General features: G+C 46.1%; 20 protein-coding genes. 4 read left to right on the top strand and 16 right to left on the bottom strand.

The window, feature by feature from the left end:
* Positions 1-30 precede the first annotated feature (30 nt).
* Genes KNO85_RS05010 through KNO85_RS04995 form a run of 4 tightly spaced genes read right to left on the bottom strand, consistent with a single transcriptional unit; the run spans position 31 to position 3488 of the window.
* Positions 31-1419, bottom strand: coding sequence for an NAD(P)H-hydrate dehydratase (locus KNO85_RS05010; RefSeq protein WP_214787448.1), 1389 nt, complete (start codon positions 1417-1419; stop codon positions 31-33).
* 35 nt (positions 1420-1454) lie between these two features.
* Positions 1455-1880: a Fur family transcriptional regulator gene (locus tag KNO85_RS05005; RefSeq protein ID WP_214787447.1), complete on the bottom strand. Its 426-nt coding sequence runs from the start codon at positions 1878-1880 to the stop codon at positions 1455-1457.
* Positions 1873-2730 carry a metal ABC transporter permease gene (locus KNO85_RS05000; RefSeq protein WP_214787446.1) on the bottom strand — a complete coding sequence of 286 codons (858 nt, stop codon included), beginning with the start codon at positions 2728-2730 and terminating at the stop codon, positions 1873-1875. The genes KNO85_RS05005 and KNO85_RS05000 overlap by 8 nt, the downstream gene beginning before the upstream one ends.
* On the bottom strand, positions 2727-3488 hold the full coding sequence (locus tag KNO85_RS04995; RefSeq protein ID WP_214787445.1) for a metal ABC transporter ATP-binding protein: 762 nt from the start codon (positions 3486-3488) through the stop codon (positions 2727-2729). Before KNO85_RS04995 ends, KNO85_RS05000 begins: the two co-directional genes overlap by 4 nt.
* 185 nt (positions 3489-3673) lie before the next feature.
* On the opposite strand from KNO85_RS04995, the gene KNO85_RS04990 reads away from it, so the two are divergent.
* The 3 genes from KNO85_RS04990 (at position 3674) to KNO85_RS04980 (ending at position 7635) form a co-directional block, all read left to right on the top strand.
* The gene (locus KNO85_RS04990; protein WP_214787443.1) at positions 3674-5203 is read left to right on the top strand and encodes a Ppx/GppA family phosphatase; all 1530 of its coding nucleotides are present in this window, start codon (positions 3674-3676) and stop codon (positions 5201-5203) included.
* Between the two features lie 2 nt (positions 5204-5205).
* Positions 5206-7371, top strand: a complete 2166-nt coding sequence (locus KNO85_RS04985; RefSeq protein WP_214787442.1) for an RNA degradosome polyphosphate kinase — start codon at positions 5206-5208, stop codon at positions 7369-7371.
* Positions 7372-7464: 93 nt separating this feature from the next.
* Positions 7465-7635, top strand: a complete 171-nt coding sequence (locus KNO85_RS04980; RefSeq protein ID WP_012726630.1) for a DUF1427 family protein — start codon at positions 7465-7467, stop codon at positions 7633-7635.
* A gap of 28 nt (positions 7636-7663) precedes the next feature.
* On the opposite strand, the gene KNO85_RS04975 is transcribed toward KNO85_RS04980, so the two are convergent.
* The 5 genes from KNO85_RS04975 to KNO85_RS04955 form a co-directional block, all read right to left on the bottom strand.
* Positions 7664-8233 (bottom strand): hypothetical protein, encoded by a 570-nt coding sequence (locus tag KNO85_RS04975; protein WP_214787440.1) that lies wholly within the window; start codon positions 8231-8233, stop codon positions 7664-7666.
* 3 nt (positions 8234-8236) lie between these two features.
* Positions 8237-9139, bottom strand: a complete 903-nt coding sequence (locus tag KNO85_RS04970) for a deoxyribonuclease IV (protein WP_214789810.1) — start codon at positions 9137-9139, stop codon at positions 8237-8239.
* An 81-nt stretch (positions 9140-9220) separates the two neighbouring features.
* Positions 9221-10564, bottom strand: a complete 1344-nt coding sequence (locus KNO85_RS04965) for a DEAD/DEAH box helicase (protein WP_214787439.1) — start codon at positions 10562-10564, stop codon at positions 9221-9223.
* 61 nt (positions 10565-10625) lie between these two features.
* Entirely contained in the window at positions 10626-11564 is a 939-nt protein-coding gene (locus KNO85_RS04960; protein WP_214787436.1) for a sugar ABC transporter substrate-binding protein, read from the bottom strand.
* On the bottom strand, positions 11561-13315 hold the full coding sequence (locus KNO85_RS04955) for a sensor histidine kinase (RefSeq protein WP_251130651.1): 1755 nt from the start codon (positions 13313-13315) through the stop codon (positions 11561-11563). Before KNO85_RS04955 ends, KNO85_RS04960 begins: the two co-directional genes overlap by 4 nt.
* 129 nt (positions 13316-13444) lie before the next feature.
* On the opposite strand from KNO85_RS04955, the gene KNO85_RS04950 reads away from it, so the two are divergent.
* Entirely contained in the window at positions 13445-14398 is a 954-nt protein-coding gene (locus KNO85_RS04950; RefSeq protein WP_214787433.1) for a 4-hydroxy-3-methylbut-2-enyl diphosphate reductase, read from the top strand.
* A 41-nt stretch (positions 14399-14439) separates the two neighbouring features.
* Here KNO85_RS04950 and KNO85_RS04945 read toward each other — a convergent pair whose 3' ends face one another.
* From KNO85_RS04945 to ccpN, 7 genes are all read right to left on the bottom strand, one after another.
* Positions 14440-15552 carry a Nif3-like dinuclear metal center hexameric protein gene (locus KNO85_RS04945; RefSeq protein WP_214787431.1) on the bottom strand — a complete coding sequence of 371 codons (1113 nt, stop codon included), beginning with the start codon at positions 15550-15552 and terminating at the stop codon, positions 14440-14442.
* Positions 15552-16268, bottom strand: a complete 717-nt coding sequence (locus KNO85_RS04940) for a tRNA (adenine(22)-N(1))-methyltransferase (RefSeq protein WP_214787429.1) — start codon at positions 16266-16268, stop codon at positions 15552-15554. Before KNO85_RS04940 ends, KNO85_RS04945 begins: the two co-directional genes overlap by 1 nt.
* 96 nt (positions 16269-16364) lie before the next feature.
* A complete protein-coding gene (cccA, locus tag KNO85_RS04935; protein WP_012726639.1) occupies positions 16365-16703 on the bottom strand; it encodes a cytochrome c550 in 339 nt (112 codons plus the stop codon).
* Between the two features lie 132 nt (positions 16704-16835).
* On the bottom strand, positions 16836-17930 hold the full coding sequence (rpoD, locus tag KNO85_RS04930; RefSeq protein WP_012726640.1) for an RNA polymerase sigma factor RpoD: 1095 nt from the start codon (positions 17928-17930) through the stop codon (positions 16836-16838).
* 35 nt (positions 17931-17965) lie between these two features.
* The gene (gene dnaG, locus KNO85_RS04925) at positions 17966-19777 is read right to left on the bottom strand and encodes a DNA primase (RefSeq protein ID WP_214787427.1); all 1812 of its coding nucleotides are present in this window, start codon (positions 19775-19777) and stop codon (positions 17966-17968) included.
* 127 nt (positions 19778-19904) lie between these two features.
* On the bottom strand, positions 19905-20747 hold the full coding sequence (locus KNO85_RS04920) for a pyruvate, water dikinase regulatory protein (protein ID WP_214787425.1): 843 nt from the start codon (positions 20745-20747) through the stop codon (positions 19905-19907).
* The gene (gene ccpN / locus KNO85_RS04915) at positions 20734-21363 is read right to left on the bottom strand and encodes a transcriptional regulator CcpN (protein WP_012726643.1); all 630 of its coding nucleotides are present in this window, start codon (positions 21361-21363) and stop codon (positions 20734-20736) included. The genes KNO85_RS04920 and ccpN overlap by 14 nt, the downstream gene beginning before the upstream one ends.
* Positions 21364-21371 lie beyond the last annotated feature (8 nt).

Genomic DNA, 21371 nt, shown 5'->3' with positions numbered 1-21371 from the left:
TCCCGTCCAGTAAACGGGAATGCCTTCTTTTTATATACGACTAAGTTCTTCAATCACATCGCTTGCGAGTACGCTTGCTGGATGAATCGTCTGACTGATCGATTTAGCCGCGAGCGCATGCCATAGCACGGCTTGTTCATTCGGTGACCATGTTCCCCCTTCACGTGCCCATAGTGCAAGTAAAATCCCGGTCAATACGTCCCCACTTCCTCCTTTGGCAAGAGCAGAGGCTTCAACTGTATTGACGGCACCTGTTCCGTCTGGGGCGACGATGAGTGTAAACGTTCCTTTTAAAATCAAATGGACTCGATACTCTTTCGCAAATTCGGAGGCAATCGTGAAACGGTCACTTTCAATCTCTTCGACCGACTTACCTGTCAGTTTAGAAAATTCACCAGGGTGTGGAGTAAGGATGAGCGGTCCCCGGGTCTCAAGTCGCCTCTTCGATAATGCTCCCGCGTCTACAATGACGGGACAAGACTGTCGAGTTACTTGTTGCCAAATATGATCCACCCCTTCCCCCTCTACCATTCCAGGACCGATTGCAATCGCATCATATGTTTTTTCCAATTGATCTGAATGTTGATTGTACATCGCTTCAGGTAACGTCGATATGAGGGGGCTTGCCTCTCTCGGAATCGAAAGGTTTAACAGGCCGATGCCAGAACGTAGTGCCGCACGGCCCGCCATAAACGGCGCCCCGAGAAGATGACGACTCCCTCCAATCAGCATGCCATGCCCATAATCCGTTTTATGGCTGTAACGATCTCGCATTAGAAGTGATCGTTCAAAATCCGATTCGGTCAACATACGCCAGTCCGCTGTATGTGGGAGCCCGATGTCAATTCGTTCAAGTTGTCCATAATACGGCGCAGTACGGTTTAAAAACGCTGTCCGTTTATAACCGTGTAAGGAATAAGTATGGTTCGCCTGAACAGCAAAGCCGTCAAACTCACGGGCGTGGTCACTCGGCATACCTGAAGGGACATCGATCGACAACACCTTCGCCGATTGTTGGTTCACCCATTCGATGACGTCTCTTGCTTTTCCTGTAACTGCTCCCGATAACCCGACACCGAACAAGGCATCGATGATGACGTCCGTAGAGATCGGTTGCTCTATAACTTGAACAAACGATGACGCATAGGCGGCATGCGCCGATGCGGCCTCAGACTTACTCTCCCCAAGTGGTGACCACACGCTCACTTCATGACCTTTCATCGCAAGCTCTCTAGCGACGACCCATCCGTCTCCTCCGTTGTTTCCTTTCCCACAAATCACTAGAACGGTTGAAGACGAATCGATTTGAATCTTCGGTACAATTGCCGAGGCTGCTCGCTCCATCAGTACCGTATCGGGCATTCCGCTTTGGTTGGCGGTTTGATCAATCTGTTTGATTTCTGCAGCTGTGTAAATCATCTGACCTCCCCTTTCGATACAAAAAAGGGATTGAATCAATTCAATCCCTTTTGCTTACATTCCTTACAATACCCATATATCTCGAATTTATGATCGACCACTTCGAATTCAGGATCGACCGTTTCCACAAATCGCATCGGACACAAATCGAGGAGCTTTGTCTTTCCACAACTTCGACAAATTAAATGGTGATGATGATGTGACGTGCCACATGTGACACGAAACGATTTTTCTCCTTCAAGCTCCGTCGCCTCAAGAAGCCCCTCCTCAGCAAATGACTTGAGGTTTCGATATACCGTATCAAAACTCATCGTCGGATGCTTATCTCGCATATATTCCAGCACTTCTTTAGCGCTGATATAGCGATCTTCCTCAGAGAGAAAGGCGTACATTTCAAGACGTTTCGGCGTGACTTTCAAAGAAGACGCACGAAGACGATTCAATTGTTCAGTCTCATTCATGTTGTGCCTCCTTTTTCCTGAAACTCATCACGTTCTCAAGAACCATGACCCCAGCTAAGATGCCGACCGCGATCAAGACGATGACTCCACCTGGCGCAACATCAAGGTCATAAGCGAGGACGAGTCCGCCGATTGTCGCAACTTCACCGAAGATGATCGACCAAAGGATGGTCTGTTTGAAGCTTGAGGTGAATCGTAACGCCGCTGCAACCGGTAACGTAATCAAACTAGATACGAGGAGTGTACCGACGATTCGCATACTGACAGCGATCACAAGTGCCACAATGAACATGAACAATAGATGGAGCATCGTACTTGGTAGTCCTGACACTTTCGCTTGCTCTTCATCAAATGACAAGAAAAGTAACTGTTTATAGAAGATAAAAATCACGAGGACCGTTAAAACCGCTACACTGACAATCAACGTGATGTCTGATTGACTCACTGCAGAGATCGATCCGAACAGAAGCGTCGACAAATCCACGGAGAACCCTCTCGATAGAGAGATAAAGATTGCACTCAATCCCATCCCAGCTGACATCATGATTGGAATCGATAGTTCCTGGAAGTGTACATATTTACTTCGTAACCAGTTGAGTCCAAGTGCCGCCAATACTGAGATTAACGTTCCCATATAGAGCGGGTTGAGGTCCGCGAACAGGGCGATGTATTGCCCGAGAAACAAACTGAATGAAATACCGGCAAGTGTCATATGGGACAGCGCGTCGGCAATCAAGCTCATTCGTCTTACGACGATGAATGAACCGATGAGCGGCGCCGTAAAACCGATGACAAGCGCTGCAATGAACGCATAGCGTAGAAAACTGTATGTCCAAAGGTCTGCAATCATGTTGTACCCTCATGAACAAGCACTTTCACCGGATATGGCTTGATAGACGTTGCCAATTCACCGAGCTCACTATACTCTCGGAGACCACAATTACATGCTAAGCGCCCACGGTCGAGATGGACGACTTTCGTAACGAGGTCTGTTACAACGTTTAAGTCGTGAGTGACGAGAACAAACGTACACGTCGTGTGTTCTCTGAGCATATGCAACACTTCATAAAAATCCTGTAAATGTTTCTGGTCAACGCCAACCGTCGGCTCGTCTAAAATCAAAAGGTCAGGTTGGTTTACCATCGCCCGTGCGATAAAGACGCGTTGTTGTTGTCCTCCTGACAAGTCTCCAATTTTACGATGGCGGAACTGCCACATGTTGACCGTTTCTAATGCATTTTGAATCGCTGCCTGGTCCTCCATTTTGAGACGCTTGAATAAACCGAGGCGGCCATATCTTCCCATCGCCACAACTTCTTCAACGGTAACCGGGAATCCCGAGTTAAATGAAGCCGCTTTTTGGGAAACGTAACTGATACGAGACTTGTCTTTAAACTGCGAAATCGGCTTGCCGAACAGTTCGACGGATCCTTGTTGTGGATGGAGTAAACCAAGAATCGTTCGAATCAATGTCGACTTCCCAGAACCGTTTTCTCCAACGATTGCGACGAAGTCCCCTTGTCGAATATCAATCGAAACTTGTTGTAAGGCCGGTGTCCCATCATAGTAGTAGGACACATCGTTTAATTTGACGACGGATGCTGTCATCTAATCCCTTCTCTCATTTGATAAATCGTAATCATTTCTACTTTCTAGGCGTTTGTATTATACAGAATATCTGGCATGCCTTCAAGCCAGACCGTTTCTCCTATGCTAAATGTTAAAATTCACGTAAATCATATGTTCGTCCAAAACCTTGTCGATTACACTAAGAATATGAAGGGGATGTTTTTATGGAAAAGAAACTTGCAGTCATTGACATCGGGTCCAACTCGATCCGGAATGTCATCTTTGAAGTCAATGAGGAAGGTCAATATTTCGAGCGCTTAAACGTGAAAGAAGTTGCTCGTTTATCTAGTCATATAAGTGATTCGAATGAAATGACAGATGACGGAATCGCTGCTTTGATCGATACGCTACGTCATTTTAAAGAATTGAATGATTATCATACTGTTACCGATGTACTTCCTGTCGCGACAGCCGCCATCCGTAATGCGAACAATTCGGATGACATCTTACAGCAGGTGAAAAACGCCACTGGTATGACGATTCGCTTACTAAGTGATTATGAAGAAGCATTCTATGGGTACTCTGCGATTGTCAATTCGACGTATGTTGAAGATGGTTACTCCGTCGATATCGGTGGAGGATCAATGGAGGTCACCTATTTCCAGAACCGTGAACTCGTCTTTTATCATAGCTTCCCGTTTGGAGCCGTCACCTTGACGAAAGAGTTCATGAAAGACGATACAATGACGAAAGACGAACGTAAAGCTTTGACCTCATACTTAAAGAAAGCTTTTAAAGAAATCGAGTGGCTAGAACCACATGGTGTCCCACTTGTCGGCGTCGGAGGGACGGCCCGTAACTTAGTTCGTGTCGAACAGACCATGTCGAACTTTCCACTTGAAGGAATCCATCAGTATACAATCTCATCCGATCAACTCGAGGAAGTCATTGACGAACTTGTAAGCATGTCGAGCAAACAACTCGGACGACTCGATGGACTTTCAAAAGATCGCGTGGATATCATCTCCCCAGCTGTCACAGCGATTGGTGAACTTGCGAAATATTTGAAGGTGCCCGAATTCACGATGAGTAACAATGGACTTCGTGAAGGGTTGTTCTATGAGAACTATTTACACGAGCACGATAAAGTCCGGTTTGCCGATGTAAAAGAAGAAAGTTTTCGTCATTTTGAAAAACAATACGATGTAAATCCGACCCGCCATCAACATTTGATTCGATTGGCTCGTCAGCTATATACCGGACTTATCGAAGAGAAGGCCATCAAGCCGAAACCGTTCGAACCTGGTCTCCTTGAAGGTGCTTGCCGACTTGCCTATATTGGCGAATATATCGACCATAATAATAAGAGCGACCACACATTCCATTTGATCACGACGAATGATTTCAAAGGATTGAATAATGAAGACCGGCTCGCACTAGCGCTCGTCACGTCATTTAAATCAAAACGCGTGTTAGAACAACATATCGAGGCATTCCCTAAGTGGTTTGACCAAAAATTATTAAAGAGTCTTGAGCTGCTCGGTTCGATTGTCAAACTTGTCGATGCCCTCGATTTGACAGAGCGACAAATCGTCTCCGATGTTCATGTGTCTAGCTCGAAGGATGGTCTCACAATCTCGCTTGATACGAACGGGTCTGCTCGATTTGAGTTACAGCGCAGCACACGACACAAAAAACATTTAGAGCGCGCCATTGATCAATCGATTGAAATCGTCATGAACGAGGAGGAGTAAGCATGTCCGAATATACGTATGAACATTTCAATAATCGTGAACTTAGCTGGCTCGACTTCAACGAGCGTGTCCTCGAGGAAGCGATGGATGAGCGAAACCCTTTGATGGAACGACTGAAGTTTCTAGCAATCTTCAGTTCCAACCTCGACGAATTTTATATGGTTCGTGTCGGAGGACTAAAAGATGAGGTGCTCGCAGGGTTTAACCGTCCGGAAGACAAGACAGGACTCACTCCGAAGCAACAGATTAAAGCCATCTCGATGCGTGCTCAAGAACTTGTTGAGACACAATACGCGACTTACAAGAAAATCACGAAGCAGTTATCAAATCAAAACGTACGATTTTTACGTCCAAAACATTTGAATAAGGCGCAACAAGAATTCGTCAAAGAATATTTTCGGACACACGTCTTCCCGGTTTTAACACCGATTGCGGTCGATGCCTATCGTCCCTTCCCGATGCTTTTATCAAAATCGCTGAATATTGCCGTTGAAATCGCTTCGAATGGCGAAGGAAAGAAACGACTCGCCCTAGTTCAAGTTCCCTCTGTCCTTCCTCGTTATCTTGAACTACCTACCGATGACGAGGAGCACACCGATTTGATTTTGCTCGAAGATATCATTATTCAATTTATCGATTCCCTATTTAAAGGGTTTGTCGTCGAATCGACGATGCCGTTCCGAATCACCCGAAATGCTGATATGCCTTTTCATGAGGAGGGCAGTCGGGATGTCTTGAAGCAAATCGAAAAAGAATTGAAAAAACGACGCTATGGGGTCGCCATCCGACTCGAAGTGCAACAGCGTTCGTTACGAAAAGAGCTGTTATTCATGCTTCAGGACGTTCTTGATTTGCATGACCGTGACATTTTTATTGTCGATGGTCCGATTGACCTGACCTTCCTGTTTAGCATATATAGTCAAATCGGGATGGAATATGACGACATGATCAATGAGACGTTGATTCCGTTCATCCCGGAAGGTCTCGAATCCGGAAAAGATTTATTCCAAAGCATTGCCAAACAAGACTATTTGCTTCATCATCCTTATCACTCGTTCGATCCGATTGTACGCTTCATCGTCCAAGCCGCGAAAGATCCAAACGTATTGGCGATTAAACAGACGCTTTACCGAGTTTCTGGAGACTCTCCGATTATCAAGGCATTGACCGATGCGGCCGAAAGCGGCAAACAGGTCACCGTCCTCGTTGAGCTGAAAGCACGATTTGACGAAGAAAAAAATATTCAATGGGCTAAACAACTTGAAAAAGCAGGTGCCCACGTCATATACGGTTACAAAGAACTAAAAACACATTCGAAGATCACACTCGTCGTTCGCATCTTAGAAGGTGGCGTCTTGCAGCGGTTCATTCATCTTGGTACGGGCAACTATAATGACTCTACGGCTAAACTGTATACAGATATCGGGCTCCTGACTACAAATGAGGAGCTTGCCGAGGATGCCACAAACTTTTTCAACTGGCTATCCGGTTATGGAGAACGACCTTCCTGGCACCAATTCGAGACATCTCCTGACGATATGAAAGACTTCTTCCTCAACAAAATCGAAGAGGAAATCAAACTACACGAGAAATATGGGAACGGTAGAATTGTTGCGAAGATGAACTCGATTACAGATCGGGCCATCATCACAAAATTGTATGACGCTTCGTCCGCAGGTGTGAAAATCGACTTGATCATCCGAGGAATCTGTTGCTTACGACCGGGTATCAAAGGTGTTTCTGAAAATATTCGGGTCATCTCGATTATCGATCGGTATCTCGAACATTCCCGCATCTTTTATTTCTATCAAAATGGCAAAGAAGACTTATATTGTTCTTCTGCAGACTGGATGACGCGTAACATGAAGAAGCGAATCGAGATTCTCTTCCCAATCCTCAATGCATCACATAAAACGTACATCAAAGATATGATGGCACTGCAACTTGTCGATAACGTGAAGGCAAGGAGACAGCGTTCCGACGGTCGTTATGTATACGTGAAACGGGAGAACAATGAAGAAGAGATTCAATCTCAAATCATCATTCATCAATATACGGGAGGACGCTGGAACAACATTCCTAGCGTATTCGAACGTGAACCTTCAAATTGGGCTGAGCGCGAAGTTTTACGACTCCGAGCCGAAAATGAGAAAATGACAGATGACTGATGTTAGACTTCTCAAAAAGAGAAAGTCATTGTATAATAAATGCGGTTCAGTCATTATAAAGCGCTTTCATTAGAAGATACGGAGGAATAATACATGCAAGAGATTCTATTATCATTACTCGCCGGCCTAATTTGTGGTGCCATCTTCACTGCACTCAAGTTGCCACTACCGGCCCCACCGGTATTACCAGGTGTCGTCGGAATCTTCGGGGTTTTCCTCGGGATGAAAGTATATCAATTTGCCGTGGCGAACTGGCCATTCTAAAAAAACGATGCCGAGAGGCATCGTTTTTTTAGTCTAACGTATGAATCGCTTTATGACAGGTTGGACAAACCCAAATCCCGTGGTCATCTTGCAGATGATACTCCATCAGTTTCGAAGCATCGTTTCCATATCGTTCGAAAAGATTGATCTCACAAACCGAGCATGTTGTCACCGGAGCATAAGGGGCCACGAGCTTCTCCCGAAACAGATGCGCCTCATACGTCTCTTTTGTCCATTTCGATGCGGGCACGTGATTCCCGTCTACCCATTTCTGATGAATCGACTCGTACGGTTCATCTGCCTCATACATGCCTATTTTTAAAAGAGGATGGTGAAAATGAAGTTGGATTAAGTCGACTAAGCTATACGTCGCCAACCCTTCCTCCTCAACGCCGAGCCAATACGGATCGTCAGGTTGCTCAATCATCTCCTCTAACAATACTTCTGCCTCTGCCACGATCCCATGCCCCATCACTTCGATGAATGCTGTCGGTGTCGTCACCGTCCCTTTCACATAGACTGGACTTTGTTCTAAGAAATAAGTCGGGAATGCACTCCAGACATCATATCGATTCGGGTCAATCTGCAGGATCGTCATTGCTTATTGATATGAAAGCGTGAAGCGTTCACGCCACTCTGCATCAAATTGATTCGCACGGAACATTTCGATTTCTTGTTTGTATGGTGCCACTTTCGTTTTTTCATTCACAGGAATATATGGCGTCTCTAAAATTTTAGGAAGATGCGCAAACGCCTCATGGTGAATGATTCGATTTAGCGTATCGAATCCAATTTCTCCGTACCCGATATTTTCATGTCGGTCTTTTCTCGCACCACGTACATTTTTTGAATCATTCACATGAATGACACCTAGACGATCGAGTCCGACGATCCGATCAAATTCTTCGATGACACCGTCCAAATCACCGACCAAGTCATATCCTGCGTCATGTACGTGACACGTATCGAAACAGACAGAGAGTCGGTCATTGTGTGTCACACCGTCAATGATTGTCGCAAGTTCTTCAAACGTCTTTCCGAGTTCGCTTCCTTTCCCAGCCATCGTCTCAAGGGCAATCTTAACTTGTTCATCACCCGTCAACACTTCATTGAGTCCTTCAATGATGCGAGCGAGACCAATCTCTTCCCCCGCACCGACATGTGCGCCTGGATGAAGGACGACATGACGCGCCACTTGGAGCGCCTCAGCACGCTTCAATTCTTGTGTCAAAAAGGAAACGGCTAATTCGAACGTTTCAGGCTTTGTCGTATTTCCGAGGTTAATGATATAAGGTGCATGAACGACGATCTCTTCGATGTCATGAGCAGCCATATGGGTAAGTGCGGCCTCGATATTCAAGTCCTCAATTGGCTTTCGACGCGTGTTTTGAGGCGCTCCCGTGTATACCATCATCGTGTTCGCTCCATATGAAACGGCCTCTTCGCTACCTGCAAGTAGCATCTTCTTACCTGATACCGAAACGTGTGAACCTATTTTTAACATCATCATCTTCCCTTCATAAGCTTCTGTCTTTAGTTTACACAAAAAGAAGAACCGACTCCAAGAAGTCGATTCTTCAAACGATTAACGCTTGTTTTTCTTACGAGCGGCACGACGATCCGAGCGTTGCTGTTGCATATGCTCGCGTGAAGCCGTCTCTTTTAACTTATACTTAAATTTCTTCTTATAGCCAGGTTTCACTTTTTTCTTCGCCTTCTTGATTTCACCGGCCATACGACTATGTGCCGTATGCGAGACTTTCATCTTCCGGTCTGTCTGGCGACGACGACGTGTTTTGATTGGTTGAATCGAACCGTTCCGAACATCGACGTGTGTGAATTCAAAGCCACGCTCTTCGAGTCGGTTGATTGGTCCATTCTCATGGTCCTCATATAACGTGTAAGCTTCACCTGACGCACCTGCACGACCGGTACGACCGACACGGTGCGTGTAGAAGTCAAGGTCTTTCGGGATCCCGTGGTTGATGACGTGAGAAACTCCTGAAATGTCGATGCCACGAGCTGCCAAGTCCGTCGCGATGACGTATTGATACTTCGCATCGTTAATATCTTTGATTGCCTGTTTACGGCGACGTGCTTGCATGTCCCCGTGTAACGTACCGACATTCAGACCTGCTTCACGGAATGATGTCTCCAATTCATCCGCTTCTTGTTTCGTATTCGTGAATACGAGACAAACGAATGGGTTGATGGCTTTCGCAATTTCGACGGTCAATTCCTTGCGGTCACGGTGACGTACCGGAATGACATGGTGTTTGATTTTTGGTGCGACACGATGCTCAACACTAGCTTCTGCAAAACGTGGATCGTGCAAGTATTTCTTCAAGAACGGCTCGAGTTTCTCAGGAATTGTCGCTGAGAAGACCATCGTTTGAAGTTTTTCTGGAAGTGATTGCGCAATGCGGTCAACTTCCGGCAAGAATCCCATATCGAGCATTTGGTCGGCTTCATCGACAACGAAATGCGTCACTTTATGTGGGAACAACGCTTGTGCTTTCATCAAGTCAAGGATTCGTCCCGGTGTTCCGATGATGAGTTGTGGTGGATTTTTCATCTTATCGATTTGACGTTCGCGGTCTGTTCCTCCGACAATCAAACTTGATTTGATATAATCCGGATTCTTAATGAGGATTGATTTTAATTCTTCGTGAATCTGCCATGCAAGTTCACGTGTCGGTGCGACAACGATGGCTTGGACAGATGCTTCTTCTGGGTTGATTGCTTCTACAATCGGTAATAGGAACGCAAGTGTTTTCCCTGTTCCAGTTTGTGATTTCCCAATAATATCTCGACCATTTTGTGCAGCCGGAATAATCCGTGCTTGTATATCGGTCGGTTTCGTGATGCGTTTTTCTGTTAACGCATCGACTATAAACGGTAGCAATTTGAACTGTTGGAAGCTGTTCAATCGATACACCTCCTGTTTCTTTCCACTTTTCCTAGCATAGCGGAATCAAATCATTTGTCAATCAATCTTTTGCCACGCCTTCATATAAATAACTCGATGAATAATAGTGCTTGGCAATTTTCTTTCCATTTAAATGTTGTTCGAGCGCTTTGAAGCCCACTTCCATCATCTCGTTCGGTGACTGCACGACAGTCGCGTTGACTTTCCCATTCTGAATCAGTGGATAAATATCAGAAATGCCATCCACCGATACGATTGTCTTGTCTGTTAAGTCATGACTTTCTAAAGCACGAACGACACCGAACGTATTATCGTCATTGTGCGAAAAGACGGCGTCAAACGGGATGTCTTCTTCTAACCAACGTGACATCTCAATCTCTGCCTGAAACGTATCATAGTTTCCGGTGATGGAGGCGATAATTTGGAATTGATCAGCATTCGCTTTTTCGTACTCTCGAATTCCAAGACTCCGATCCATCGTAGATCGAACTTTCGGTGTTCCCCTGACTTCTACTACACGAATCGGTCGATCGAGGTCACTATATTTCGCGGCAATTTGTTCCGCTGCCATCCGACCAATATCGACATTGTCAGAGACAACCGAAGTTAACACACTCGGATGATCAATCATCCGGTCAATCGCAATGATCGGGATGTTTTCTCGCTTCGCACGTTCTAACGACGGTTGGATGAACGTGTCATCGAGCGTTGTCAAGAAGATGGCCTCGACGCCCCGATCAATCAAAGAGTCCAATTTTTCTTTTTCTAACACGCGAGAGTCTTCACTCGTCGTTGGAATCGGGATAAATCCCTTTTGGTTGGCCGTATGAACGAATGAATCCAACAACTTGTTCGCGTGCTCATGTTTATCGCTGACAAACACGAACCCGACCTCTTTTTCATCTGTCTTTTGCTCGGGTAATTGAATGGATGTGATCAGAAGGATTATCATGGCCCAAACGATTGGTAACCAAATCCAATAATGTTTGAGTTTTTTCATGATGGATCTCTCCTTGGAATTTTAATCAACATCGCCGTCCCTTTGTTGACGACGCTATCGACCTCCATCGATCCGTTTACACTCTTCAAATACTCTTTGATCATATAGATCCCTAGACCGTTGCCGTTATCTTTCGTCGTATTGAATGCAGATCCAATCGTCTTGAGTTGTTCTTCTGTCATCCCGATTCCGTTATCTTCAATCAAGAACCGATATTCCTGCTCCGTAAAGAGGACGGTCACGACAACACTTCCCTCTGCGCCCTTCGACTCGACTGCCTCGACCGCATTTTTGAACAGGTTATAGATGATTTGAACGAGCATATCAAAAGAAGCATAGAATGGAGGCATATCATTCGGAACGAGTAATTCCCATTTGGTCGCTCGCTTATAGCATTCGGCGTCCATTAAGAATTCGAGTCGTTTCGCAAAGTCTAACATATCAATCCATTCTTCGTCTTTTCCTGCCTGATCCGGCTTGGCGAGCGTCAGCATCGTCGAGATTAAATCGTTTGCCCGCTCCAACTCTTTAATGGCGACATCCACCATGTCTTTATTGCTTTGCCCTTCTCGCGCCATCTGTAAAGTGATGTGCACCGGTGTGAGGGGATTTCGAATCTCATGGGCAATCCCTGCCGCCAATTGACCGAGTGATGCTAGTTTCTCCTGATGCAAGATCAACTGTTGCTGGCTCAACTGCTCACGCCTTGATGTTTCCATTCGCTGTGCATAGTCGTTATACGTATCGAGTAACGTCTCTACTTCTTTTGAACCGGTTCGCTCTAGCGAGATGGTTCCGAGTGATTGTTGCTTCTTAATATGATTGACAAGTTCCACGAGCGGATTTGTCAATGTTCGCGAGAGCAACAATCCGACAAGGATGCTCAAGAAGAAAGTGACAAGCGCAATCATCAAGTATTGCCAGCGGGTATCGTAGACCGTCTCATACACGGAATCGTTCTGATGTTTCGCAAGCATGCTCCACCCACTGACTCGGGCATCTGGCTCATACATTAACGTATCTTCTTCCGTGCTTAAAATCGTACGTGTACTCCGCCCTAACACATCGTCAATGACTTCACGTGACACTCGGCGTTCTGCATCTGTGACCAAATTGAACGAAGTCGTCAACACTTCTCCTTGTTGGTCCAACAAATAAAGAATCATGTCATCATTCGCGGATTCGAGCGATCGACGGTATAAGTCAGAGTTGAGCACACTGATACTTCCACCAAAAATACCGACCGGTCGGTTATCTTCAATGACAGGAACGTATAAGAACGTCCCCATGTCGCCGCTAATCATGATCGGGTCACTCATATATAGCTCTTTCCCACTCGCCGTCAACACTTCTTTGAACTTTGAATCACGTTTAATGACAGATGAAGAGACTTGACGCTCGGAATACCATTTAAACGAGTTCTTGCTGACGTCATAATAGAAAATCGAAGTAAAACTTGTCCGTTGATTCAAATAGCCTGTTCGAATCCGTTCCTCAATCCACGGCTCGTTTCCGACGTAAGCTCCTAGGTAAACCAAATCTTCATACAGTTTTCCAAGTCGGGACTCGACATTTTCAATGCTATCGTCAATCGCGTAGTCAAACTGCTCTTTTGCGAGCTCTTCTGCACGAGACACCGTGACGCGATCAGCAGAAAAGGCAAGTGACGAGATGACAAGTGCTAGAATAATGATGATGATGAAAGTGATTTGGAAAAAATATGATTTTCTAAGTTCACGCAACTGTTTCATTCGATTCACGATGTCCCTCCTTTCTAACCTAAAAATTATAGCATGAATACACGCAAATCTTTTCGTATTTTCGAAACAATGTTAGACTAATACGTATGAAAGCACTTCGAAAGGAGCCTTCGTCTTCATATGAAAGTTAAAAAAATTAGTCCACGCGGATATTGCTATGGTGTCGTTGATGCCATGAAACTCGCAAATGAGGCGGTTGCAAATCCCGATTTGCCACGCCCGATTCATATACTTGGAATGATCGTTCATAACCGTCACGTCACACAGGCGTTCGAAGATCTCGGTGTCAAAACGGTTGACGGCGAGGACCGGATGCAGGCGCTTGAAACCATCGATCGCGGAACGGTCGTTTTCACAGCGCATGGGATTTCCCCACTCGTCCGCAAACGTGCCATTGAAAAAGGATTGACGATTGTCGATGCCTCTTGTCCTGACGTACTCGTCACACACGACTTGATTCGTGAAAAGACGGCAGAAGGATATGATGTCATCTATATTGGAAAACACGGGCATCCAGAACCAGAGGGTGCAATCGGTGTCGCACCCGACCATGTTCATTTGATTCAATATGAATATGAAATCGATCAGTTACCGAGTCGTTTATTCGACCGGAAAATTCTTGTGACAAACCAGACGACGATGAGTCAATGGGACGTCTCCACACTGATCGAGACAATCCAAGCCCGCTATCCGCATGTTGAAGTGCATAACGAAATTTGTAATGCGACTCAAGTCCGCCAAGAAGCCGTCGCCGAACAAGCGGGTGACTGTGAATTGTTGATCGTCGTCGGAGATCCAAAATCAAATAACTCGAATCGCTTGGCACAAGTCTCAAAAGAGATTGCCGGCACAAATGCATATCGTATCGGCGATTTGAGCGAGCTTGATTTGAACTGGCTAGAGGGCGTTGAGACCGTCGCTGTGACATCTGGTGCCTCTACACCGACACCAATCACGAAGAAGGTCATCGACTTCTTGTCACAGTACGACCCAGACGATTTGAGCACACATGATAAAACACCATATCTCGAACTTCGCAGTATCTTACCGAAAGTAAAAGCATTGCGTAAGTGAAGGAATCCCCCATTCTCTCAGAGGATGGGGGATTTATCGTTTTATTTAAATTGGAACGGGTTCGTGTTCGCTTCGGAAATGATCAAATCGACATCGATTTTCGCTTTCTGAAACTTCTCTGCGAGCACATCGACAACGCCTTGCTTCATCACGCTCTCAACGTGATGGCCCGGGTCTACGACCGCGAGTCCTAACGCCATCGCATCATGAGCTACATGGAAGTATAAATCACCTGTCACGTAGGCATCTGCACCTTTGAAGTGCGCAGCGGAAACATATTTGTTTCCGTCCCCTCCAAGGACGGCCACTTTTTCAATCAAGCGCTTCGAATCTCCGACGAAACGCACACCTTCCACGCCAAAGCTCGTCTTCACATGTTCGGCAAACTCTTCAAGTGTCAAAGCCTGTCCAAGTTTACCAATGCGTCCTAGACCGTAGACATGCCCTTCAATCTCATCTCGAATCAAGTCGTAAGCCACTTCTTCGTACGGGTGAGCATCTTTCATCGCTCTTAAGACTCGTTTCTTCTGACTTTCGCGAACGACCGTCTCAATCCTCACCTCGTTCACTTGTTCCGTCTCATTTGGTGTGCCTATGAACGGTGTCGTCCCTTCGAGCGGCGTGAACTGCCCCGTACCAGCCACACGGAACTGACAATCCGCATAGTCTCCAATATGTCCGGCACCTGCTTTGCCTAATGCACGGGAAACGTCTTCTGCGTGTGTTTCCGGAACGAATACGGTTAGTTTATAAACCGGTTCCTCATACGTCGGCACGAGTACTTTCGTATCGTGTAATCCGATTGCCTCGCTCATCCAATCGTTCACACCGCCCACACAGACATCTAAATTCGTGTGTGCTACAAAGACCGCAATGTCATGCTGAATACATTTCATCGTGATTTTCCCTGCCGTGGAGCGATCGTTGACTTGAGATAACGGGCTAAAGATAGGCGGATGATGTGCAATGATCAAGTCCACTTCTTTCTCGATCGCTTCGTCTACGACCGATTCAAGCACATCGAGCGTCACCATGACCCGTTTGACCTCTTTGTTCAGCGATCCGATTTGCAAGCCGATTTTATCACCTTCGACAGCTAAGTGTTTTGGCGCAAACTCTTCAAACAACTGAATCACTTGATTGCCGTTCGCCATTACTGACTCACCTCTCTCATTTTGTCACGCATCCGTTTGAATTCGATCTGTTTTTGAACTAACGCCTCTGATTGAATGCCATCTGCCATTTGACCGAGTACGTATTCGAGCTTATCCGCTTCACGACTCCATTTCAGTTTGAACGGTTCAGGGCGTTCCTGAATCAAATATGGGCCGAACAACAGTTGCCAAGTCCGCTCATTTAGATCGTCACTGTAAATCGTCTCAGTCCCTTTTTCGCCGACGAGAATCTCATATACCTTATCATTTTCTTCGACAATCGCTTCTTCGACGAGAACGTAACCATTCTCAAGCAACCAGCTCCGAACGTGTTGTCCATCGACATTCGGTTGAAGAATAAGACGCTCGACTGCACCGAGCTTCTCTTTTCCAGACTCCAGGATCGAACGAATCAAACTACCTCCCATCCCACAAATCGAGATACAAGTCGCTTCGTCTTCTTGAAGCACGGCGAGACCATCGCCTAGTCGCACATCGATGACTTCTCGTGCTCCAATCAAGTCTACTTGCGCTTTTGCGGCCTCCATTGGACCTACATTTACTTCACCTGCAATCCCCTTTGAAATGATTCCTTGTTGAAGGGCATAACATGGTACATATGCGTGATCTGATCCGATATCGGCGAGCACACTTCCTTTAGGAATATAATCGACAACCTGCTTCAAGCGGCGGTCTAAGATGACACGTTCTTGCATGTAAGACAACTCCTTTGTTCTACTTCTTCCTTAGCGTATCGAATTCTCTAGACTTCGACAACAAAAAACGCACCCCGTTACGGAGTGCGCCATCTCTTATTGTTCGATCAACCAGTTTGCAAGAACTTCTGCTTCTTCAGCTGAAGCAAGACCTGCAGGCATCGCACCTTGTCCGTTGACAATGATGTTTGCGATTTCTTCTGGTGAAAGACGATCGCCAACACCAGTAAGTGCTGGACCAACGCCACCTTCAAGGTTTCCGCCGTGGCAACCTGTGCAACCCTTCGCTGCATATAATTCTTCTGGGTTCATTTCAGTGACTGCTGGACCTTCAGCCGCTTGTTGCGCCTGATTCACACCAAAATACGATAATGATACCATGGCAATAATTGCGACGATTGCGATTGCCGCAAACGGTAACAATGGATTACGCATTGTAGTTCCCCCTCATGTTCATTCCAAATTTCTATCCAACACTATTTTACTCAAAAAATAATAAAGAAGGAAGGAAAATCACTCATTTTCCTTCCTTTCTTCTAAAACTTCACACTTTATTCAAATATGAAATCAATCGAGGAAGTCTTTCAAGCGTTTGGAACGACTCGGGTGACGTAATTTACGAAGCGCTTTCGCCTCGATTTGACGAATCCGCTCACGCGTGACGCCGAACACTTTACCGACTTCTTCAAGTGTACGGGTACGACCATCGTCTAAACCGAAACGAAGACGAAGAACGTTCTCTTCACGGTCCGTCAACGTATCGAGAACGTCTTCTAACTGTTCTTTCAACAACTCATAGGCTGCCGCATCTTGTGGGGCCATCGCATCTTGGTCTTCAATGAAGTCACCGAGATGTGAATCGTCTTCTTCCCCAATCGGTGTCTCGAGCGATACCGGTTCTTGCGCGATTTTTAGAATCTCACGTACTTTTTCAGGTGTGAGTTCCATCTCTTTCGCAATTTCTTCTGGAGACGGTTCGCGACCGAGATCTTGGAGCAATTGACGTTGGACACGAATCAATTTGTTGATTGTTTCAACCATGTGGACAGGGATCCGGATGGTACGGGCTTGGTCAGCAATCGCGCGTGTGATTGCTTGACGAATCCACCATGTCGCATAAGTCGAGAATTTGAACCCTTTCATATAGTCGAATTTCTCGACCGCTTTAATGAGGCCCATGTTCCCTTCTTGAATCAAATCAAGGAAGAGCATTCCACGACCGACGTAACGTTTCGCAATCGAAACGACGAGACGTAAGTTCGCTTCTGCAAGACGTTTTTTCGCCTCTTCGTCTCCTTGCTCGATTCGTTTCGCAAGCTCCGTCTCATCTTTTGCACTGAGAAGGTCGACACGTCCGATTTCTTTTAAATACATTCGAACCGGGTCGTTAATTTTAATGCCAGGAGGTACCGATAAGTCGTTTAAGTCGACTTCTTCATCTTCTTTTTTCGCAGGTGTTTCCTCTGCGTCAGCTGCGTCCTCTGTGACACGAATATCTTTTGCTTCTAAATCCTCGATGAAGTTATCAATGAAATCCGAGTCCACCTCAAAATGACTGAGGCGATCTTGAATCGCTTGCATTGAGACGACGCCTTTTTTCTTCCCTAACTTTTCAAGCTCTTCTATGGCGTTAAATAAATCCTCTTTCTTCTTCTCTGCCATCTAGCAGTTCAACTCCTTCCAAACTTCATCCACGTTCATCGTTCTCGTAGACGACGACTACGGGCAATCAATTCTTGTAGCTTGGACGCCTGGTCAACAATACTTTCGGCGTCTTGTGCGATTTCCCTTTTTGCACGCTCGATTTGACGTTGCTCCTCATAACTGTTTATGACCCGAATATATTCGTCTAAAACATCTTCAGACAGTTCATCCGGTCCAGCCATCAGTCGAATCTCCGCAAAGCGCATCGCATAATCGGGACGCTGGTCGCAGTAACGCTCCATAAATGGCGGCGTCACTTGGTCAAACTCGTCTTGTGTCATCGTCTCAGAGACGATTTCATACAATGCCGAGCCTAACATACGATGTATTTCATCTTGATAACGAAGCCCTAGACGGTCACGCACGAATCGAACTTGTTCCGGTCCAGTCAACATGGCACGCAACAAATATTTCTCTGCTTTCATCCAGCGCGGTTCACCTGTTTTACTCGAACGCTTTCGTACGGGTTCAGCAGGTTCCATCGTACGGACTGGTGTTGATTCGCTTGACGTCGGACGAGGGATTCTCGAACGAAGGGTCTCAAGCGGAATCTCAAATTCATCCGACAATTTTTTCACGTATAAATCTCTTCGAATCGAATCATTCGTCTTACCGATCTCTTCAAGCATAGATTCAATAAAACGAATCCGTTCTCCTTCTCGATTCAAGTTTTTTCCTCGTCTGAGCATACGATTCATGAAATCAAGAACACTCAACTGCTCAGTCTCGACAAACTGTTGCCAGTGCGTTCCCCCATGTTGACGAATATAATCATCTGGGTCCGTCTTCTCCGGTAATGGCAAAATTTGTACATCAAGAGGTGATGACTCTAATAAGCGAATGACTTTTTGAGTCGCCTCTTGTCCTGCATGGTCTCCGTCATAACAGATGATGACTTCTTCCACGATGCGAGACAATGCTCTTGCATGTTGTGGAGAGAACGCGGTACCAAGTGATGCCACGACTTCTTGTATACCCGCTTGTGCGACTTGTAAGACATCTACGTTACCTTCTACGAGGAAGACTCGCTTTTTCTTTCGCATCGTTGCACGGGCTTGTGAGAAGCCAAATAGCAATTCGCTCTTGTTGAATAACGGTGTTTCCGCCGTATTCACGTATTTTGGTTGTCGGTCATCAATCGCACGTCCGCTGAAGCCAACAATGGTGCCGTCTCGATCCGCAATCGGAAAGACGACCCGACCTTCAAATCGGTCAAAATATTCACCGGATTTTGACTTTGAAATCAAACCTGCCTCAACCATCACTTCTAAATCAAACCCACGCCGCTCCAACAACTCGACAGTAAAGCGCCGTTGGTCTGGGGCAAATCCAATCCGATATTGCGCAATCGTCTCTTCCGTTAAATCACGATTTCGCAAATACGTTAATCCCACTTCGCCAGCTTCTGTCTTCATCAAGACTTCATGGTACAAGTCAGCGACAAGTCGGTGCGCATCCCGCATCTGTTTGCGCCATACTTGTTCACGCGTTAGTTCTTCGTCCCCTTGTATGCCGTCTACTGAAATGTTCGCACGCGTTGCTAAGCGTTCGACTGTCTCAGGAAAAGACAACCCTTCGGTCTCCATCACGAACGTAAACACGTTCCCTCCGGCTCCGCAGCCGAAGCAGTGATACATCCCTTTTTCAGGTGAGACGGAAAAAGACGGTGAATTTTCGGAATGGAAAGGACATAACCCGACAAGCCGATGTCCTTGTTTCTTTAATTCGACACGCTCGCCAATCAATTCTACGATATCGGTCGCTTGCTTCACTTCTGCGATGACTTCATCTGGTATCCGTGGCATCTTGACCACTCCCTGTTTCCAATCTCGCAACGAAACGGAACGCTGATCACGTTCCGTTTCACTGTACTGTCAATACTCTATTATACCCTCTCAAAGCAATGATTACTAATTGAAACACTTATTCAAATTAGTCGTCTTTTGATTGCTCGAGATGACGCAAAATAATACCCGCCGTCTCTTCGACCGCCTTATTCGTCACGTCGATGACTTCACAACCGATTCGCTCATAAATACCACGAGCATATTCGAGCTCTCGATTGATTCGTTCGAGTTGAGCATAGTCCGCTTCTGGCTTCAAACCGAGTGACTTGAGTCGCTCCATCCGAATCGAAATCAACTTCTCTGGTGAGATGATCAATCCGACACATCGTTCTGCCGGCAAGTCAAACAACTCCTCAGGCGGTCGTGATTCTGGAACGAGTGGAACGTTGGCAACCTTGTATCGTTTTAATGCTAAATATTGGGATAATGGCGTCTTAGACGTTCGCGAGACACCGACAAGTACGATGTCGGCTTTTTTAAGCCCACGCGGGTCCCGACCGTCATCATACTTGACCGCAAATTCCATGGCCTCGATTTTGCGGAAGTAATCATCATCTAATCGATAGATGAGTCCCGGTTTTTCACGCGGGGCCTCTTTCAATTGTCCCGATAACACATCAAGTAAATCACCGAGCAGGTCGACCGTCTTGACTTGGTGTTCTTCCCCGAGTCTCATGAGAAGAGCCCGATGCTCTTCGTTGACGAGCGTGAATGCAATGAGCGCCTGTTGCGCTTTCGCTTGTGTGACAACATCGATAATCGTCTGCTCATCCTCAACGAATGGGATGCGGAGCGTTTCGATTGCATTCTCATGGAATTGGATACTCGCTGCACGGACGACAAGTTCACACGTCTCCCCGACCGAATCACTTACAACAAATACGAGTTGTTTCGTAGTCAAATCGGTTTCCTCCTCAAATCGACTCATCGTTCGCTAACGCAATGAGCACCTTTGTCATGTTGGTCTTCGTCATCCGACCGAGAACAATTAGTTTCCCGTCCTTCTCTTCAACGACCGGCATGGCATCGATTTGCTTTTCAATCAATTTCATGCCCGCACGGATTAATGTCTCGGTTTTCTCGCATACTGTGATGTTCGGCATACGTGTCATGATGACATTGACAGGTAATTGATCCAAGTCTTGGTTCCCGATTGCAGCACGGAGTAAGTCTTTACGAGACAATACTCCCACTAGTTCCCGGTCACGTCCGACAACGAACAGTGAGCCCACATCTTCTAAAAATAACGTGACAATCGCATCATATACCGTCATCTCATCTCGTACGACTTTTGCAGAGGACATGAAGTCCCCTACAGTCAACGAGTCTAACTTTTCACGGAGCATCGACGAATTCCGTTTGCCAACGAACGTGTAGCCGACGCGAGGTCTAGCTTCAAGTATTCCTGTCATCGTCAAAATTGCAAGGTCTGGACGCAAGGTCGCACGGGTGAGCGATAATTCCTGGGCGATTTGTTCCCCTGTAATCGGTCCATTCTCTTTTACAATCTCGACGATTTTTTGTTGGCGTTCATTCAGTTGCATAGCCAACC

Source organism: Exiguobacterium sp. s124 (assembly GCF_018617485.1).
Classification (GTDB): domain Bacteria; phylum Bacillota; class Bacilli; order Exiguobacteriales; family Exiguobacteriaceae; genus Exiguobacterium; species Exiguobacterium aestuarii.
The sequence above is the reverse complement of the archived record's forward strand: the minus strand, read 5'-3'. Positions and strand labels throughout refer to the sequence as shown.

What these genes read in the sequence shown, in the direction of transcription:
- KNO85_RS05010 (WP_214787448.1), bottom strand. Translation starts at nt 1,419, where the DNA reads ATGATTTACACAGCTGCAGAAATCAAACAGATTGATCAAACCGCCAAC.
- KNO85_RS05005 (WP_214787447.1), bottom strand. Translation starts at nt 1,880, where the DNA reads ATGAATGAGACTGAACAATTGAATCGTCTTCGTGCGTCTTCTTTGAAA.
- KNO85_RS05000 (WP_214787446.1), bottom strand. Translation starts at nt 2,730, where the DNA reads ATGATTGCAGACCTTTGGACATACAGTTTTCTACGCTATGCGTTCATT.
- KNO85_RS04995 (WP_214787445.1), bottom strand. Translation starts at nt 3,488, where the DNA reads ATGACAGCATCCGTCGTCAAATTAAACGATGTGTCCTACTACTATGAT.
- KNO85_RS04990 (WP_214787443.1), top strand. Translation starts at nt 3,674, where the DNA reads ATGGAAAAGAAACTTGCAGTCATTGACATCGGGTCCAACTCGATCCGG.
- KNO85_RS04985 (WP_214787442.1), top strand. Translation starts at nt 5,206, where the DNA reads ATGTCCGAATATACGTATGAACATTTCAATAATCGTGAACTTAGCTGG.
- KNO85_RS04980 (WP_012726630.1), top strand. Translation starts at nt 7,465, where the DNA reads ATGCAAGAGATTCTATTATCATTACTCGCCGGCCTAATTTGTGGTGCC.
- KNO85_RS04975 (WP_214787440.1), bottom strand. Translation starts at nt 8,233, where the DNA reads ATGACGATCCTGCAGATTGACCCGAATCGATATGATGTCTGGAGTGCA.
- KNO85_RS04970 (WP_214789810.1), bottom strand. Translation starts at nt 9,139, where the DNA reads ATGTTAAAAATAGGTTCACACGTTTCGGTATCAGGTAAGAAGATGCTA.
- KNO85_RS04960 (WP_214787436.1), bottom strand. Translation starts at nt 11,564, where the DNA reads ATGAAAAAACTCAAACATTATTGGATTTGGTTACCAATCGTTTGGGCC.
- KNO85_RS04955 (WP_251130651.1), bottom strand. Translation starts at nt 13,315, where the DNA reads ATGAAACAGTTGCGTGAACTTAGAAAATCATATTTTTTCCAAATCACT.
- KNO85_RS04950 (WP_214787433.1), top strand. Translation starts at nt 13,445, where the DNA reads ATGAAAGTTAAAAAAATTAGTCCACGCGGATATTGCTATGGTGTCGTT.
- KNO85_RS04945 (WP_214787431.1), bottom strand. Translation starts at nt 15,552, where the DNA reads ATGGCGAACGGCAATCAAGTGATTCAGTTGTTTGAAGAGTTTGCGCCA.
- KNO85_RS04940 (WP_214787429.1), bottom strand. Translation starts at nt 16,268, where the DNA reads ATGCAAGAACGTGTCATCTTAGACCGCCGCTTGAAGCAGGTTGTCGAT.
- cccA (WP_012726639.1), bottom strand. Translation starts at nt 16,703, where the DNA reads ATGCGTAATCCATTGTTACCGTTTGCGGCAATCGCAATCGTCGCAATT.
- rpoD (WP_012726640.1), bottom strand. Translation starts at nt 17,930, where the DNA reads ATGGCAGAGAAGAAGAAAGAGGATTTATTTAACGCCATAGAAGAGCTT.
- dnaG (WP_214787427.1), bottom strand. Translation starts at nt 19,777, where the DNA reads ATGCCACGGATACCAGATGAAGTCATCGCAGAAGTGAAGCAAGCGACC.
- KNO85_RS04920 (WP_214787425.1), bottom strand. Translation starts at nt 20,747, where the DNA reads ATGAGTCGATTTGAGGAGGAAACCGATTTGACTACGAAACAACTCGTA.
- ccpN (WP_012726643.1), bottom strand. Translation starts at nt 21,363, where the DNA reads ATGCAACTGAATGAACGCCAACAAAAAATCGTCGAGATTGTAAAAGAG.